Here is a 17162-nt window from a genome sequence, read left to right on the forward strand (position 1 = left end):
TTTTTCAGAGTGGGTTGTCCCTCAGCTCTTTGTCTGGGCCACCCACCAGCGCCCCGATTTGGGCCGCGGATGTTTGATTACTGCGGCTGCGGCACCGGCTTGATCAGTTCGGCGTCGATGGTGATGGTGATCTCGTCGCCCACCGCCGCCGGCGCGCCGCTCACGCCGAAGTCCTTGCGATTGATCCTTGTGGTGGCCAAAGCGCCCATGTGCCGATTCCCGCGAGGGTCTTTGATCGGCTCGGTGGGGCCATCCACGTCCAGCACGACCTCTTTGGTCACGCCGTGGATGGTCAGGTCGCCGGTGATCTTCAGTTTGCCCGGGCCGGCGGCCTCGGTGCGCTTGGACTTGAAGGTCAGGGTGGGATATTTCTCCACGTCTAAGAAGTTGGCGCTGCGCAGGTCCTGGTCGCGGGGCTCGACGCGGGTGTCCACCGAGGCGGCGTCGATGGTCACGTCGATCATGGTCTTGGCCGGGTCCTTCGGGTCGTAGGTCACCGTGCCAGTGGTCTTGGTGAACTGCCCGCGGACGGTCGAGATCGCCAGGTGGCGGACGGCGAACTGCGAGGCCGTATGGTTGGGGTCGATCTTCCAGGTTTCCACCTGGGCGGAAGCGGAAGCGGCAAACGCGAGCGCCGCGACCAGAGTCAGCAATAGACGGCGGATCATCGATCTGTACTCCTGGTGGTAATCGAATAGATGAGCCGGACCATGCGCGGGCTGCTCAGAATCTCAAAAAAAGCGGCGGCGGCGAGGTCTGACCGGACCGTCTCGTCAGGACGCTCTCTCGGCGTGTTTCGCCGGAGGAGCGGTTTCGGGCGCTCGGTTCAGGTAGAGAGCGGCGCCGTTGCGCAGGATGGCGGCGATGCTTTCGTTGCGGTCGCGCGAGGCGCGCTCCAGTTCCGCCATCTCGCTGGGCAGCAGTCGGAGGAAGAAAAGCTTGCTGCGGCGCTGCGATTCCGGTTTGCGTGGCCTTCCCATAGGTTCTCCACAGAAAATCGGTTTCATACAATTCTACTCGCCAAGTCAAACCGGATTGACTCGTTTCAGGGCAAGGCGAATTTACACGATTCTGCGCGACCGGCGGGAACTGAAAAAGCCGGGCGGTGACGCCCGGCCTGAAAGATTTTTCCTGCTTCTACGCTCTTCCCACGCCGACGTAGTGGAAGCCCATGGCCTTCATGCGCTGGCCGTCGAGCAGGTTCTTGGTGTCCAGCAGGACGGGGCGCTTGAGCAGGCGCTTGATCTTGTCGAAGTCGAGGGCGCGGAACTCGGGCCAGCCGGTGCCCACCACCAGGGCCTCGGCGCCTTCGGCGGCGTGGTAGGGCGAATCGCAATAGCGGACGCTGCCGTTCAGCTCGAGCTTGGCGTCGGGCAGCGCCACCGGGTCGTAGGCGCGGACATGCGCGCCCTGGGCGAGCAGGCGGCGCGCCAGCAGGATGGACGAGGAGGCCGCGACCGAGTTGGTGTTGGGCTTGAAGGCCAGTCCGAGGAGGCCGACTTCCTTGCCCATCACCGTCTCCATCATGATCTGCAGCTTGCCGAGGATGCGGTCGGAGAGCGAGTGGTTCACCTCGCGCGCGGCGCTGAGGATCTTCAGCGAGATGCCCTTGCCGCTGGCCAACTGGGCGAGCGATTCCATGTCGTGCTCGGCAAAGGGGCCGCCGAATCCGGCGCCGGGCTGGAGGCAGCGGGGCGCGATCTTCTTGTCCAGGCCGAGAGCGAGCGCCAGGTCGACGGCGTCGGCGCTGACGTGCTCGCACAGGCCGGCCAGCTCGTTGATGAAGGAGATCTTGGTGGCGACGAAGGCGGTGGAGGCCTCGCGCACCAGCTCCGCGGTCTCGTGGTTGGTGACGATGACGGGGACGCCGCGCATGGCCAGCGGGCGGTAGATCTGCTTGATCAGGGCCACGGCCTGCGGCGAAGAGGTCCCCAGCACGATGCGGTCGGGCCAGTTGAAGTCCTCGACGGCGCAGCCATCGGTGACGAAGATGGGATGCGAAACCACGGTCAGGGCGACGCCGGCGGCCTTGAGTTTCTGCTCGACGCGGGCCGCGGTGCCCACCGGCACTGGGGTGACGATCACCAGGGTGGCGTTCTTGCCCGCCAGGCGGGCCAGCTTCAACGCCGCCTCCTCGATGTAGAAATGGGAATCTTCCGCCATGAAGATGGCCTGCGCCTTGGAGGCGAAGGAAGCGATGTCGGTGGAGTAGATCAAGCGCCCGGCACGCACGTTGCGGCGCACCACGTCCTGGAGGTTCTTCTCGAAGAAGGGGATGTTGCCCTGCGCGATGCCGTTGATGCGGCCCATGTTCTCGTCGAAGCAGGTGACGGGGGTCCCGAAATCGGCCAGACAGGCGGACACGACGGTCCCCAGGTATCCCGAGCCATAGACACCGATATGCATGTTGGATCCTTTCCGCCAGAGGGGGGTCGGGGAATTCGATACCGACGCCTTCCGCAACCTTGTTTCTACCGCTTCGCAATGTTCATCGGCAACGCCGAAGAGGGACATGTACGGGCGGGAGGACAGGGGACGAAGGTAATGGAAGAGATTGGGGAATTTGGCGACTGGAAGAGATTGGGTAATTTGGTAATTGGGTAATCGGGGAATTGAAAACCGGAGGAATACCTTGGCCGTTCAATTACCTGATTTCCCGATTCCCCGATTTCTCAATCACCTGACTTTGGTGAGCTGGGCGCCGAGAGGGACGGGGGTGATGTCGCGCCAGCCATTCTCGTCGGTATTGCGGACAAAGGTGATCTCGTCCACGAGGACGCGGCGCGGGCCGCGGTAGCGTGCCCAGTGCTCGCGGGCGACGTCGAAGATCTCTTCTGCGCGCCGGGGGTCATCGACCTTGGCCAGGGTGAGGTGGGGGATGTAGGGCCACTGCTCGGGGCCGCCCAGGGCGCCCTGGTGGAGCAGGTCGTGCAGCTCCCGCATGCGGTATGCGCCGTAGGAGATGCGCAGGAACACGGTGGGGGTGGTGGGCAGGAAACTGGCGACTTCGCCCACGGTGACCTCGAAGGGCTCGACCTTGTTGCAGAGGTCGCGGAGCAGGCGGCGGGCGTCTTCTTCCGCCCCTTGGAGCTCCCGCGGGGGCAGGATGCTGAAATGCGATCCGAGATGGACGTGCTCGGGATGGACCTCGCGGCGGAGGTCCTCAACAAAGCGGCCGAGGTCATTGCGGACATACGCCACGACGGCGTGTTGCGAGGGCATACCGTCCCGCATTATAAGCCGCAGGGAGGGCCGGTAGGGGGGCCAGGGAAGGGCCTCCGGCACTCTTTGGTAACATGCTCGCCTGCGCCGGGGCGGCGCAAGGCATCGGCTACAATGGGAAGCAGTCGGGGCGTAGCGCAGCCTGGTAGCGCACCTGCCTTGGGCGCAGGGGGTCACAGGTTCAAATCCTGTCGCCCCGACCACTGTTTTCTGAGGTCCTTCGTCGCTGCGCTCCTCAGGATCTCGGCAGCGGGCTCCCGCTTCGCTCACGCCCGCTAAGCGCCTCGAGTTCAAATCCTGTCGCCCCGACCAATCTTTAGGAATCAACCGGGGATGCGCAGAGGCAGAATCACGCCCACCCAACGAAAACCGCGTTGGGTGGGAGACCCTCATCACGGAGGGGTGTAACATTCTGGCGTTGGCTGGGCCACCCGGCCCGCGTGAATCTGGTAGCCCACCCTTTGCGGCCAAAAGCGTGCCGCAAAGGATGGGGCACCCTCAGGTTTTCATCTGTGAGTGAGCGAGAAACTCGATGCGAAGGGTGGGCCACCCGCCAATTCAGAGTTGCTTCAGGAAGTTGGCAGTCTTTCGGGTCTTATTGACGAGATAACGACCAACAATCGCTTCGGCGTGGCTGACCTCAGCCAGGTAAAGCCCTCGTTCGATGAAACAACGCCTGCCGCTAAAGGTGTTGCAAAAGACCAATTCGTAACAATAAATTCGCAGGGAGCATTCTTTAACTCGAACAGTTCCTCAGGTGGTAAGTTCTCCGTGGATTTTGGAAAATATCTGGGAGGGCAAGTAGGTGCGAAAGCGTTTATCCTACTTCACGAGCTCGGCCACTTAACCGGCGCGCTGGTTCCAGACTTCACCGGCGATGCAAAGAAAGATCAGAAGGCCGAGGATAGGAATGACAAAGCAATTGACGCTAACTGCAAGGACAGCTTGAAGGCAATCACCAAATGACGAGGGGGACAATGATGCGACTATCCGCTCTGATTTTTTTCTGGGTGTCCCTGCTGACTGCTACGTCGCAGGCTCAGCTCCGACCCGTCTACATCGAGTCTCCCCGGTATCCCGAAATCGCAAGGATGGCGCAGATCGAAGGGAAGGTGGAGGCGCGAATAACCATTGCTGCCGACGGCACCGTGCCGATGGTTGAGACACACAGCGGGGATGCGATTCTGCGCAAGGAGGTAGAGGGAAACATTCGACGGTGGAGATTCGCCCCCCCCACGGAATCCCAAGAGTTGACGCAAACCATCGAGTTCATCTTTGAGCTGGAAGAACCTCGTCGCGAACATGCGTGCGCCCGTGTCAGCTTCAGCCTGCCCGCTCGCGTCAGGATTGTTTCTAATCCGCCAACAATCGACACTTACAAGACCCCGGCGAAGTCAAGGTGATCCCCGGAAAGGTCCCGCACATCCGCTGGAAGCCCAACTGCTCTTTGCTCAATTGCGTACTTACGCGTTGATCTGTTCGGATGTACGGAATCATGCCCGCGACCCCTTCCTCTTCGGATTCCTTGAGAAATCGCCAGCGTGCCATTAACGCAGGGCCGGTTCCGACATTCCGAAGCCGAAATGGAACTGCCGCATGAACGTGAAGCTGCGAATCCAGGAACTCCTCATCGGTCGGCTGGGATGTTTTTCTCATCAATGTGATCACCGGTTCCCTAACTTTCAGCAAAGCTCTGGGAACATCGCTAGCGCTTCTTGACGGGGACCTTAAGCTGCATCGAAACATCGTAGAGTTCAACGATGTGGGCGGGTGGCCCACGTGGGGGCCTGGCGAGCGGCTTCCCGCTCTTTTGGGGACGGCGTCAGGCCGCTGCCCACACGAAAGTTCTAAAATCGTCCACTAGGGCCGACCACTGTTTTCTGAGGTCCTTCGTCGCTGCGCTCCTCAGGATCTCGGCAGCGGGCTCCCGCTTCGCTCACGCCCGCTAAGCGCCTCAAGTTCAAGTCCGGCCGTCCCGACCATTCATTAGAAATCAACCGCTGATGCGCAGAGGCAGAATCACGCCCACCCAACGAAAACCGCGTTGGGTGGGGCACCCCCATCATGGAGAGGTGTAACATTCTGGCGTTGTCTGGGCCACCCGCCAGGACTGCTTCAGATTCCCAAGCTCGGTGGAGGAGGTGTTGTTGGGGTTGGTGCCGGGGCGAGCCGCGCGTTTCAGGGGATTGCTAACCGTTTAGGCTTCTACGGATCTATCTCGGCTACGGTGTACTCAGATAGTCATGGGAATCTAGCTCTGGGGATTTCTCCGAGCGCTGGGCGTGCCACAGGTGCTGGGTTCCTTGTTGGCGGGCAGTTCTCAACCGCCCCATGGGCACCTACGGTTTGGGACATGAGAGGGCCGTCTGGGGCGGGCTCTCTTGGTGGCGGAGACGGTCTGGCTGGATCTTGGGAGATTTCTAGCAATGGCGGCGGTTCGTCGACATTAACAGTTGGAGCTGGGGCTGGAGGATGGGCTGCTACCGTAGGGGCTGGGCCAACCATAATGATAACCCTGGCTTGCGGGGACTGAAAGAACTGGGCTTTGCCATGATGAACAGACTTAACCAGGGCGATCCTTTCATTCAGTTGATATTTCGCTCGATTGCAGTGGCGGCTGCATTCGTCTTTGTTGCTGCCTGTACACTTGAAATTGTTGCTCCAGAGCTGCGTCGTCCTCTTTTTGTGCCGTTTGGCGTGGCATTTTTCTGTGGCACACTTGCGTTCTTGGTCGAAAGAGCGCGGAAGCACTACGTGCTCGCAGTCCTTGGGTTTTTGGCAGCTGTGGCGTTGTTTCCTGGGCTGGCTTGGATCTTGCTCGTGTTGTTCCATGTTGCATATCAGGCAACAGCAGCGGATTTCATCACTCTGATACCACAGGCCGTTGTCGGGCCAAGCTTCTTTTTCTTGGTTCGCAAACGCTTTGAAGGCAGGAGCAGGTCGGTCCTGCCCGAGAAATAGGCTGTGGTAGTTTGATCGACAGTTCCCGCAAACAATGGGCGGGCGGGTGGCCCTCGATAAGAGCGAAGGCGTTGTCAAGAGCACACGTATGTGGCGCGGTGCGTGAGCACCGCAGGGCTCGTCCGTGAAGACATCTGGCAGATTCCACGTTACGAATCACCCTGCGGTTGTTCGCTCGGGCGGGGGTGTTCATCACAGTTGAACCGGAATCTGGTATAGGTCAGGCATCTCAAGCGCGAGGAGAGTTCTAAAATCGTCCTCTAGGGCCGACCATTCATTTCTTTAGAAATCAACCGCTGATGCGCAGAGGCAGAATCACGCCCACCCAACGAAAACCGCGTTGGGTGGGGCACCCCCATCATGGAGAGGTGTAACATTCTGGCGTTGTCTGGGCCACCCGCCCGCGGGGAGATACCGAAGGCACTCTGGAGATACCTCTTCCGCTATCCGGAGTCTGCCCGCCGAACACGGTTGAGACGCCATGACTGTATCAGCCATCAGGCTTGTTGGGCTATTAACGCTGCTGGGTTTGGTTTCTCTCGCACCACCCGGAGTCCCCCTAACCCCTGTGGAAATGTATGAATGGCCTCGGGTTGCTCCATCCAAAGCGACATTCCACGTCCGCGACGTAAGTCGTATGAAGGTCGATCTAGACTTACGCTCAGTGAGTGGCTCTCTGCTTTACAGTTTCCGCTGTCGCTCCGGTGAGAGCGGCGACGCGGAGTTCGACTTCTCTGGAGATTTTCAGTGCTGGCTCAGGTCGTTGACCCCAGACGACGTTTACATCGATCTGTTTACCTACGAACCTCTTGGCAATCTAGGTATCGAGAGCAGAGCGCGATTCTTTTCGGAAGAACTGTTAGGTAGGTGTGCTGACTACCCTGAATACGGTCGGATCAGAACATTTCGGGTTCGCGGCATGGTAGTCAGGCTCGCGCTGAGCCATGTGAGATTCGTTCTCGGCCGTCGGTACGGAAGGGGGAAACGCATTCCCCTCGTTCACAGCTTTGATCTCGAAGTCGGAGTTGTTCCAGACGACCGCATTCTCTCCGCAATCGACGAGGACGTTCCTTTTGCGCCGCCACCTTTCAAGAAAAACAGTGGCGAAGAAGGTGGTACTGTCTCTCTCAATTGTGACAAAGTTGACCGTCGGCACGTACCTGGAGTCAGCATCGCGGACAAGGTGAATAGGTACGGTCTCGCGCCGCCCTACCCGCGGGTCGCGCCTGCGGAGTTTTCTGTAGTACTTCCGAAGAAGGGCTCAAGGTCAGAGAATCCTTCTGATTTTTCTCTTACCCTAAGAGATGACGCCGGCAACCCTGCATATGACCTGGCTTGTTCTGTCTACACCATTCCATACGGAGGCGGGTTCACCATCATAAGGTCTGGCATCGATTGTAAGCTTTTCACCACACCGACGACGGTTGACCTATTGGAGGACAGCAGAGACCCATATAGCCGAATGCCCAGGGCGATCATCTTGCCCATGCAACTCTACGGCAAGTGTTCCGCCTATCCGGACTGGGGTGCGCGGCGCACATTTAGCCTGCGAGGTTTCAGGTTAATTATGGAGTTCAGAGACATCGTGTTCGCGGAGGGCGCTACCCGGGATGATTTTTGGCTCAAGCGCGGCATCAATCAGGTGACCATGACAGTCAAGATTGAACCTGACCCCTCCGCAACGACGCCTGTTGCCGCACCCTCGCATTATGCGGACTGGGGCTTCGTACCTGGGAGACAACCTTGCGAGCGGGTTCTGATTAACCCTGAGGTCTCCCATTTGCAATGAGGTGGGTGTAGGCACCGGAAGGAGCCTGGCCATCAGGCGGGTGGCCCGGGTAAACCGGGGGTGCCCCAGACGAGCTGTTTTTGCTCGTCTGGGTGGCGTCAAGCTCCTTCCCACACGAAAGTTCTAAAATCGTCCTCTAGGGCCGACCATTCTTTTCTTTAGAAATCAACCGCTGATGCGCAGAGGCAGAATCACGCCCACCCAACGAAAACCGCGTTGGGTGGGGCACCCCCATCATGGAGAGGTGTAACATTCCGGCGTTGTCTGGGCCACCCGCCCGTTCCGGGACATTGTGTTTCGATCACCCACGTTCCCTTTTCTCGGTCGCCGCACGGAAGAGTATGGTCTGTCCGACCGCCAGTCGACCGATGCGAGTGACCGCGCCGTAGATTCCCGCGTTGTTCTGGTTTGCACGGACGACGGCTTTCATCACTTCTGTCGCGGTACTTGCTGAGTCGGGATCAAGGTTCACCATCGAGCAGCGCTCGTCGCGCATCGTGACGTTGATGGCGGAAGCATCGTCCCCCTCGCCGAATGAGAGCACACCGCCCAGCCATCCGTCCTCCGAGAAGGGATCCGGTCGCAGTAAACGAACCACAACATTCGGGCGAAATCGTCGGGTGTCAAGGCCCCGCCCTGCGAGTCGCCCGATCTCGCGCACCGTATCAGAGGCGATCACGGAGACGCATGCTTCATCGAAGATGCCATGCCTCAACTGCATCATCTCGACGGGAGCCCCGTACCGGCGTCCGACCTCCTTGGCCAAGTCCTCCCCGAAGACAGGCATCTCCACGCCATCCGGCGTGCGAATATGCGTAGGAAGGTCTCCCTGAGCACCGTCTTCACGGCGCTGCGGAGCAAACCGGACGAGGTCGGGAAGCTTGCTTGCTGTGAGCCATGGCATTCCGCTGCGGTCTTGAATCCGCCGGAATGCCAGGCGTCTGTCGCCCTCGAGGCCGTACCAGCCCAGGTTGGCGACCTCGAGTCGTTCTCCAGCCATGGACTTCACGGGATACCGGAAGATCGCCTCCACATGTCCGATTTCTATGAGCATGCTCGATCCGAGTCCGCCCAACAGATAGAGTTGTTCCCGTAAGCGCAGCGACGAGGATGGGAGTGCATGTTGGAAGCTGGTGCGCCTACGGAAATAGCCTGTTGGACTAAGCCGCGGGTTTCGCCGCGTATGGAGATTGTACGGCGGGTGGTCCGCCCTTTCGTCGAGATGATACTCGGCATCCACGAAAATCCCGAGGGTGCCCTTGCTTTGCGGCCCGGGGTGTGGACGCAGAGGGTGGGAAAGACGAACAACGAATCAAGAAGTAAGTTGTAGCGTGTGGATCCTTCGGACTTCGTCCTCAGGATCTCGCCTGCGGGCTCCCGCTCGCCCAGGCGCGCTCACGCCCGCAGATCGGCTCGAGTTCTAAAACGTCCTCTAGGGCCGACCATTCTTTAGAAATCAACCGCCGATGCGCAGAGGCAGAAGCACGCCCACCCAACGAAAACCGCGTTAGGCGGGGCACCCCCAATCATGGCGAGGTGTAACATTCCGGCGTTGTCTGGGCCACCCGCCATTGCTCCTTCCATCGTTGTCCTCATGTCTTGTGATTTCTACGCCCCGGCGACTTCAGCGCCTCGTGCTTCGGCTTGAAGGGGGCAATGCCGTTCATCGAAGCCCTTGACCATCAGCCACACCGCCAGAGCCACGTAGGCCGGAGCCAATGGCATGGCCAACCGCGTTTCGGGCGAATACCCCAAAAGGCCCCGCAATGTGACCCCAGTGATCTGAAGCATGCTCGCGACCAGCCCAAACGCAGCGAGCACGCGCGGAACGAGCCTGAAGCGGTACAACACACTGTAGAGCAGGAAGATCCAACTAACTGCGACAAGCAGCGACGTGTAATGTGCCCACTTCCGGGCTGACCCGACCACGCCGGCCAGCACCTGAAAAAGGTCGAGTTTCGCAGCATCTGCCTTTGCGTATTCCTGGCTCAAAGACAGTATGGACAGCAAGGCGCCATTGTCGACGGCCTGTAGCGCAAAAGCCGCCACGGCAAGAGCCAGGAGCCAAAGCGCCATTGCAGAGCTGTACCGGCGAAAGACCGGCCATGCCGTGATGGCGATGCCGATCGCAACCGCGCCGCCCACGAACAAGAGAAACACAGCCGCGCGTACCTGAACAGGACTCCCCGCCGCGCCTGCCAGGAAACCTGCCGGCCTTCTGACTCGGTCCAGCAACACGAACGGGACTATAAGTCCGGCGGCGAAGTGCACGAGCAACAGCACGCCGACAATCCGGCCGATGCTCGTTGCTGATCTGATCCGCGGTGACGTTTCCGCAGTCCGTTCCATCATCAATGTTGTGCTCATGGTCGTTTCTCCCACTGCGAAGAACTGGAACCAAGGGTGATGTGCTCAGATCGGTCCCTGAGAGCGGCGCAGGCGGACTGCTGCGACCAGGAAGACCGCGGTGAGCGCCAGGCCGAACCAGAAGTCGGGGCTGGCCAGGAACTGCATGGGCGTCGGCGTGAGGGCGGCGATGGTCATTGGGGTGTCATGAGCCGGCATGGCGGCCGGGCCGCCCGCGAAGCGGTATGCGAGCCAGTGGCCGAAGTGCGCCGTGTTGAAGGCGATCTTCTCGACCAGCCCCACAGCCAGCAGCGGCAACGTAGCCCACAGCAACGGTGCGCGCTTCGACCAGGCGGAGCACAGCAGCAGCCAGCCCCAGAACGGCGCGTACGAGAACCCATGTCCCACGACGAGGTGGTAGAACAGGATCCACGACATCTGCCCGAAGGACAGGTGGGACCATACGCTAAGTCCGGTTCCCATCAGCCTGGCGCCGGCCAGCAACAGCATGTCCACCTGCGTCGCCACTGTGACCACGAACGTCAGCAGCGGCAGGACGACCAACGGAATGCTCGCCTTGGCGAGCACGGTGGTCAGGTCGGAGACAGGCAGGGACTTCCAGAACAGGACGCTGCGATCGCGACGCTCGCCGTACAGCGCGTCGAGACAATAGAAGATTCCGACGACGATGGTGGTGAACATCAGCAGCAGCGCGGCAAAGGTGTACGGCTGCTCGATGCGCTCGTGCTGCTGCATGGCGTCGAGCGCCGAGGCCGCCCGCAGCTTGTCCGGCAGGTGCACCAGGCCGAACGCGAAACCCACCAGGATCAGCGCCGCGACCGCGAGCGGCGCGAGGTAGAGGTAACGGTTCTCCCACAACTCGCGCCGTACGGACCAGTACAGCAGCCGCATCGGCGGGATCTCGGCGCTGGTCTGCGCGCTCACCGGCACTTCCCCCATGGCAGTGGTGTTCATTGCGATGCTCCTTGTGCCTGGCCGCCGACCACCGCGACGAACAGATCGGCGATGCTCGGCGTGCGGACGTCGCCAAGCGCGGCGAGCCGCTGCCGGTCGGCGCCATCGAAGAGCATGACGCTGCGACCCAGCACCTGGCGCTCGTGCATGGGCTTGAGAGCCCGTGCCGCGGCCACCTGCTCGGGATTCACCAACACTTCCAGGTAGCGCGACTCGACCTCCTCCATGCTGCGGTCGAAGACGATGCGGCCGCGGTCGATGAACATGAGATCCGTGAGCACGTGCTCGACCTCCTCGACCTGGTGGGTCGCGACGACGATGGTGCGGTTGCCGTCGAAGTAGTCGTTGAGCAGGGAATCGTAGAACTGCTTGCGGAAGAGGATGTCGAGGCCGAGCGTCGGCTCGTCCAGGACCAGCAATCTCGCGTCAATCGCCATGACCAGAGCGAGGTGCAGTTGGGTCACCATGCCCTTCGACAGCTCTCGGACTTTGCTGGCGCGCTTGATGGTGGTCTTCGCAAGAAAACCTTCCGCCTTCGCACGATCGAATCGCGGATGCACGCCGGCGACGTAATCGAGCGCCTGCGAGACCCGTATCCAGCGCGGCAGCACCGCGACGTCGGCGATGAAGCAGACATCGCGCACCAGCTGATCGCGCTCGCTCCACGGGTCGCGCCCGAGCACCCGCAGCTCACCCTGGTAGGCAGTGAGGCCGAGCATCGCGTTGAGCGCGGTGGTCTTGCCGGCGCCGTTGGGGCCGATGAGCCCGAGGATGCGGCCCTCTTCGACACGCAGATCGACGCCGTCCAGCGCGACCGTTGTGCCGTAGGCCTTGCGCAGACCGCGAGCTTCTATGCATGCCATGGCTTCAGCGCTCCTCCTCTTTCTTAGCTTTCGACTTGGGCTGCTGGCTTGGGGCGCCGTCCAGCAGTTCTTCCGCGGTCAGGCCGAGCCGCTGAATGGTTTCTTGGATCCGGGGCCATTCTTCCGCGAGGAACTTCTGGCGCTCGCTCTGGAGCAGCAGGTTGCGCGCGCCGGCATTGATGAACATGCCGCGGCCGCGCCGGGACTCGACTAGGCCCTCATCCACCAGTTGCTGATAGCCCTTGAGGACCGTGAGCGGATTCACCCGATATTCCGCCGCGACATTGCGCACCGAGGGAAGCGGGTCGCCTTCCTTCAGCACGCCGTCCAGGATCATCGCCACCACGCGGTCGCGCAGCTGGCGGTAGATCGGCTGACTGTCGTTCCATTCACGGTCCATCCAGGTTTCCAGATCGTCCTTGCGAGAGATCGCCTTCCGTCACTTCTTGCGCTGCAAGTCGAAGTGCGCCTGGATCGGGTCGTCCTTCATCATGAAGGTCCAGTCCTCGGTGTGATGGTTCTCGTCAATGATGGTGAAGACGGCATGGTGCATGTGGTATTGCGGGTTGCCGGCGATATCGAGAAACTCGAATTCCACCTTCTTGCCGTCCGGCGACATCTTGCCCGTCATTCGAGGCCGGTTTCCGGCGTCGCAATAGTGCGTCAGGAGCATGCGATCGCTATCCAGGTAAAACATGGTGATGGGATTGTCGGGGATTCCCGCAACGGTCAAGTCATGCATCAGCGCGTTCCCCCGGGAAGTCACCCGAAGCAAGATCTGCGCGGGCTTGCCTTGGACCTCGACGGCCGGCGGGGAGGTTGTCACGGGTCCTTCCCAGGAACCCGCCAGAGTTTTCATGGTTGCGAAGGACTTCTGCGCCTCGGACGGCACAGGAGCCACGGAGGACTTTTGCGCGTCGGACGGCGCAACAGGCTTTTGCGCGCCGGACTGCGCGAAAGCCACGGTGGAAAGCGACATCAGAACAACGGACAGCACAAAACGAAGGGATCTCATGTTTCATTCTCCTCAACAAATTCACTTCTTTTGCTCTCGGGTAGGGGTCATTCGCTGGCGTACTCAGTTGCGAACCGATCAGCTCAAATGAACCCCCACACGTCATGCACTGTTATAGTTAACTATAACACTAGTTAGCTTGTCAAGAAGTTTCTTGAGCTTTTCCTTGTCTGCCGCTATCCGCATTAGGACAAAGGGCTCTCGTGGCCAGTTGGCGCAAACAGCATTTCACTTAATCGGGAGTTCTAAAATCGTCCTCTAGGGCCGCCCATGGATTAGCTGTCTATCGTCCGCTTCGCGCCTCTCAGGATCTATGGAGCCTGTACAATGCCGAATCTCGATGAGCAACTCCGCTACTGAGCAGCATCCGCTGCGTCCTGGTCCATAAGTCAGCAGACGGGAGGGTCTTTAATTACCGGGGTACTCTTGTCCAAGACCTTAGGTTCATAAGAGAATAACGCGATGGTTTCGAGCAGGTTCGGAAGGTCAACCGAAACTTTCCAGCCGGCGATGGTGTGATGGTGTGAGGAGTGTGGAATTAATGATTGAGCGAATCGGTACGTTCGATAACCGGGCTCAGGACGCAGGTGGGGGAACAAAACAGGCAACAGAGTGCCCTGACCACGGTAGTGGCAATGGCTGCCATTCGATCCCACAGTCTTCCCGCAGGCTAAAGCGACGCAAGAATCCAACTATCATCACGAGGGGGGGGCTTGTATCGGCCAGGCTGGCCGTGGTTGTAGGAATCCTTCTCGTCCTTGTTCCTGCCGGCGGGATTGGTGGATCACCGACGAATCATGTCCCGCTGCACGCGAGCACGGATTGGAGCCACCGGCACATGGTTTTCTCTGCGCCGGCCAATGATTACCAAGCCTGGCAACTCCTGCAGGTATCGCGGTACCGAGAGCAGGTGATCAAGCGCCAGGCTGCGGCCATGCAACCTGCCGCGGTCGCACAGCAACAGCCTGCGGCGGCGCCAGCGCCCAATCTCAACCAAAACCGAGGGCGCAAGTCTTCGATGAAACGAGACTGGGGCGTATCGCTGGGCGCGAACGGCGAGTCCGGTGTGGGGATGTTTCCAGCGAAGTTCAGCTTTGACATCAACGCCGCACCCAGCTGCGCGAACGATTACGTGGCCTACACCACCAGCCTTACCGGCGGACAGGCAGCGGTGAAAGCGAGCCGGGCGGGAACCTTCACGGGCCAGCCGACTAACGGCCAAACCGTCACCATCGGCGGCACACTGGTCTTGACCGCGAGCTCCACCTTGAACACTGGCACTAACTTCCTGATCAGCCTTATTGGCACGACGGTGACGGCCGCCAACCTGGCGGCGGCCATCACTCGGAACGGCGCCGGAGTGGGCGTGACGGGCAGCTCGGCCGCCGCAGTGGTGACCGTCACTGCCACCACCGCAGGCGCCAAAGGCAACAGCATCACGCTCGCCGAGGGTCTGACCAACTTCACCTGGGCAGGCGCCACCCTCGCCGGTGGCTTAGACGCGACCGGAAGCATCATCGCGTTCAACCAGCTCTATTCCACGCAGGGCGCCGCCGGAGGCCTGTGCAACCAGAATGGCCCCTCGGTCATGTGGTTTTACAATACCAACCCCGCCGGGGACAACACCGGCACGACGCTGACCTCGCCCGTGCTTTCCCTGGACGGCAGCATGGTGGCGTACGTGGAGTCGAGGACGAACGCCAACGGCGGTTCGATCCTGCACATCCTGAAGTGGAAGTCCGGCCAAGGCAGCGCGTCCGGGGCAGTGGCGCCGGACCAGATCGTAGCGTCGTGGGGCGCGTGCACAGCGGGCAACTCCTGCATCGTCAACCTCACATTCAACGGCGCGCAGCCGGACACGAACTCTTCCCCCTTCTACGATTATGCTCACGACGTTCTCTACGTCGGCGACAACAATGGCCGGCTGCATAAGTTCACCCCGATCTTCAGCGGCACTCCCGCGGAAGTGGTCACGGGGTGGCCGATCACGGTGAATGCCGGGGCCATTCTCACCGGGCCGGTGTTCGACTCGACCTCGGGAAATATCTTTATGGGCGATAGTACGGGGCGGGCTAGCTACGTCCGGGAGGTGGGCAGCAGCGTCGGTGCTTGCGGCGCCGGCAGTCCGCCGTGCCTGGGTGGGACGAACCTGTCACCGGGCGGCAGCATGGTCGATCCGCCCGTCGTCGATCCCACCACGGGACGGGTGCTCTGGTTCAATGGCTTCACCGATGGCACCGCTACCAGCACGATCACGGGGCAGCTGATCCAGACCACTACGGCGCTGGGTGGGAAGGTGGCGATCTCGTTCACATCGACTGGCCCGATTGTCTACAACATGCATAGCGGCGCCTTCGATGACAAGTACCTGAACAGTTCGCCGGGCTCGATCACCGGCTTCTTTTATTTGTGCGCGAGAGAACCGGCACATATCGACCGCCAAGCCCTGTACCGCGTCGGTTTCAACGTCTTTGGCCAAATGAACGCCACTACCAATGCCGGCCCTCTGGAGCTGATCACCAGTAGCGGATCCGGAGGCGCGTGTTCGCCCATCACGGAGATCAAGAACGGAGCTACGGACCGCATCTTCCTCAGCATCGGCGGCAGCGGCGCCCTGACCGGATGCGCAACCGCGTGCATCTACTCGTTCGACATCACCAGCACATTTCCGGCGAACGCCGCAGCGGCGTTCACGCTGCCCGCCCCGGCAGCCCAGAACACCGGGGCCACCAGCGGGTTCGTGGTCGATAACGTGAGTGGGTCGGGTCAGGCGTCCAACATCTACTTCACGAACATCGCGAATTCCACGGCCGGAAACTCTTGTAATGGAACCAGCGGCGTGGGCTGTGGCGTGAAGCTGACGCAATCCGGACTGAATTAGCCCTGGGCGACGGGCCCTAGTAGCTCGCACCCCCCTACAACCGGCCGAAGCCACACGTTCTCTGACCAGCGAACCGGCGGGCCACCCGCCCGTCAGACAGCCCGATGGGATTGAGGGGTGCAAGCTCCCTCCTGCGGCGCCCCCTTCTGTCCCGAAGCTCCCTTGGCGCGCGCCGCTTTGATGGAGCGCGATGGGAAGCCGCCGATCCGCGGCTGCGCCGTGCCGAGGCATGAGTCGTTCGCTTCTGAGGTGTTTTGCAAGGTATCTGACTCCCCGGGAGGATCGCATTGACCTACGGCTGATACCAGTTGTGGAAATCGAGGAGCCCTGCCTGCCAGGACATCGCAGCGCAACAGCGAATTCAGCGGGCAGGACGGATCCCGGTTGCCGGCCGCGCAAGATTTTAAAGCATATTGTGATACGAATATAGTCGTATACAATCGTTAAACAGCGCCCCTGATTGCGCTTGACACTCCATCCGCGTTTCGCCAGTATGACTGTACATCATGGGGCGGTCGTGTGCAGTCTTTCGTAACACCCCACAAGGTCGACATCAGTAGCAGCGACATTCCTTTAAGAAGGGGGCTTTGATGAGAAGCACTCTGGTAGTCACAGCCTTGATCCTCCTGTGCGCGGCGACAGGCTTCGCCCAGGAGTACAAGGCGGACCTTTTCGGCGGGTACTCCTACCTGCGTTCCGACCCGGGCTTCAGTCTGCCCGCGGGGAACGCCAGCGGCTGGGAAGGCGCCTTCACTTATAACTGGAACAATTGGTTGGCGCTGAAGGCCGACGTCTCCGGCCACTACTGCTGCGACCAGACCATGCACAACTTCCTGTTCGGGCCGCAGATCAACCTGGGGCATGGGAAGTTGAAGCCGTACCTGCACGGGTTGGTGGGCGTCAGCCACGGCACCTCGACCGGAGGCTTCTCCGACACGGTGCTGGGGTTCGCGCTGGGGGGCGGGATCGACGTCAAGTGGACAGAGCGGTTGTCGGTGCGCATCGTGCAAGCCGATTACCTGGGGACGCGTTACGCCGACGCGACGCAGAACAACTTCCGCCTGTCGGCGGGCTTGGTGTACCGCTTCGGCAAGAAATAGCAAGTGGACT

Annotated in this window: 16 protein-coding genes and 1 tRNA gene; 7 read left to right on the plus strand and 10 right to left on the minus strand. The window is 60.8% G+C overall.

The features are described 5' to 3' along the window. Window positions 1–77: 77 nt before the first annotated feature. The 4 genes from LAN37_07770 to LAN37_07785 all read right to left on the minus strand — a co-directional run bounded on the left by LAN37_07770 (window position 78) and on the right by LAN37_07785 (window position 3222). Window positions 78–668, minus strand: coding sequence for a YceI family protein (locus LAN37_07770; protein MBZ5647103.1), 591 nt, complete (start codon window positions 666–668; stop codon window positions 78–80). Between the two features lie 105 nt (window positions 669–773). Further along, window positions 774–980, minus strand: coding sequence for a hypothetical protein (locus LAN37_07775; protein MBZ5647104.1), 207 nt, complete (start codon window positions 978–980; stop codon window positions 774–776). Window positions 981–1137: 157 nt separating this feature from the next. Then, a complete protein-coding gene (locus tag LAN37_07780; GenBank protein MBZ5647105.1) occupies window positions 1138–2406 on the minus strand; it encodes a nucleotide sugar dehydrogenase in 1269 nt (422 codons plus the stop codon). A gap of 270 nt (window positions 2407–2676) precedes the next feature. Next, window positions 2677–3222 (minus strand): 2'-5' RNA ligase family protein, encoded by a 546-nt coding sequence (locus tag LAN37_07785; GenBank protein MBZ5647106.1) that lies wholly within the window; start codon window positions 3220–3222, stop codon window positions 2677–2679. Window positions 3223–3348: 126 nt separating this feature from the next. Here LAN37_07785 and LAN37_07790 point away from each other — a divergent pair. The 5 genes from LAN37_07790 (at window position 3349) to LAN37_07810 (ending at window position 7972) form a co-directional block, all read left to right on the plus strand. Beyond that, window positions 3349–3425, plus strand: a tRNA-Pro gene (locus tag LAN37_07790). Window positions 3426–3738: 313 nt separating this feature from the next. Further along, complete coding sequence (locus LAN37_07795; GenBank protein MBZ5647107.1) at window positions 3739–4188, plus strand: hypothetical protein; 450 nt, start codon at window positions 3739–3741, stop codon at window positions 4186–4188. A 125-nt stretch (window positions 4189–4313) separates the two neighbouring features. Further along, window positions 4314–4625, plus strand: a complete 312-nt coding sequence (locus tag LAN37_07800; protein ID MBZ5647108.1) for an energy transducer TonB — start codon at window positions 4314–4316, stop codon at window positions 4623–4625. 1117 nt (window positions 4626–5742) lie between these two features. Continuing rightward, entirely contained in the window at window positions 5743–6183 is a 441-nt protein-coding gene (locus LAN37_07805) for a hypothetical protein (GenBank protein MBZ5647109.1), read from the plus strand. A 637-nt stretch (window positions 6184–6820) separates the two neighbouring features. Beyond that, on the plus strand, window positions 6821–7972 hold the full coding sequence (locus LAN37_07810; protein MBZ5647110.1) for a hypothetical protein: 1152 nt from the start codon (window positions 6821–6823) through the stop codon (window positions 7970–7972). 301 nt (window positions 7973–8273) lie between these two features. Here LAN37_07810 and LAN37_07815 read toward each other — a convergent pair whose 3' ends face one another. From LAN37_07815 to LAN37_07840, 6 genes are all read right to left on the minus strand, one after another. Continuing rightward, a complete protein-coding gene (locus LAN37_07815; protein ID MBZ5647111.1) occupies window positions 8274–9026 on the minus strand; it encodes an MOSC domain-containing protein in 753 nt (250 codons plus the stop codon). Window positions 9027–9580: 554 nt separating this feature from the next. Continuing rightward, window positions 9581–10339, minus strand: a complete 759-nt coding sequence (locus LAN37_07820; protein ID MBZ5647112.1) for a DUF4386 domain-containing protein — start codon at window positions 10337–10339, stop codon at window positions 9581–9583. 45 nt (window positions 10340–10384) lie between these two features. Continuing rightward, window positions 10385–11293 carry an ABC transporter permease gene (locus LAN37_07825; GenBank protein MBZ5647113.1) on the minus strand — a complete coding sequence of 303 codons (909 nt, stop codon included), beginning with the start codon at window positions 11291–11293 and terminating at the stop codon, window positions 10385–10387. Then, the gene (locus LAN37_07830; GenBank protein ID MBZ5647114.1) at window positions 11290–12156 is read right to left on the minus strand and encodes an ABC transporter ATP-binding protein; all 867 of its coding nucleotides are present in this window, start codon (window positions 12154–12156) and stop codon (window positions 11290–11292) included. Before LAN37_07830 ends, LAN37_07825 begins: the two co-directional genes overlap by 4 nt. 4 nt (window positions 12157–12160) lie before the next feature. Further along, the gene (locus LAN37_07835) at window positions 12161–12556 is read right to left on the minus strand and encodes a GntR family transcriptional regulator (GenBank protein MBZ5647115.1); all 396 of its coding nucleotides are present in this window, start codon (window positions 12554–12556) and stop codon (window positions 12161–12163) included. 39 nt (window positions 12557–12595) lie between these two features. Continuing rightward, window positions 12596–13153 carry a hypothetical protein gene (locus LAN37_07840; GenBank protein MBZ5647116.1) on the minus strand — a complete coding sequence of 186 codons (558 nt, stop codon included), beginning with the start codon at window positions 13151–13153 and terminating at the stop codon, window positions 12596–12598. A gap of 856 nt (window positions 13154–14009) precedes the next feature. Here LAN37_07840 and LAN37_07845 point away from each other — a divergent pair. Both LAN37_07845 and LAN37_07850 read left to right on the plus strand, forming a co-directional pair. After that, window positions 14010–16052, plus strand: a complete 2043-nt coding sequence (locus LAN37_07845; protein ID MBZ5647117.1) for a hypothetical protein — start codon at window positions 14010–14012, stop codon at window positions 16050–16052. A 590-nt stretch (window positions 16053–16642) separates the two neighbouring features. Next, entirely contained in the window at window positions 16643–17152 is a 510-nt protein-coding gene (locus tag LAN37_07850; GenBank protein MBZ5647118.1) for a porin family protein, read from the plus strand. Window positions 17153–17162: the final 10 nt, after the last annotated feature.

It is taken from the genome of Terriglobia bacterium (assembly GCA_020073495.1).
In the GTDB taxonomy this organism is placed as follows: domain Bacteria; phylum Acidobacteriota; class Terriglobia; order Terriglobales; family Acidobacteriaceae; genus JAIQFD01.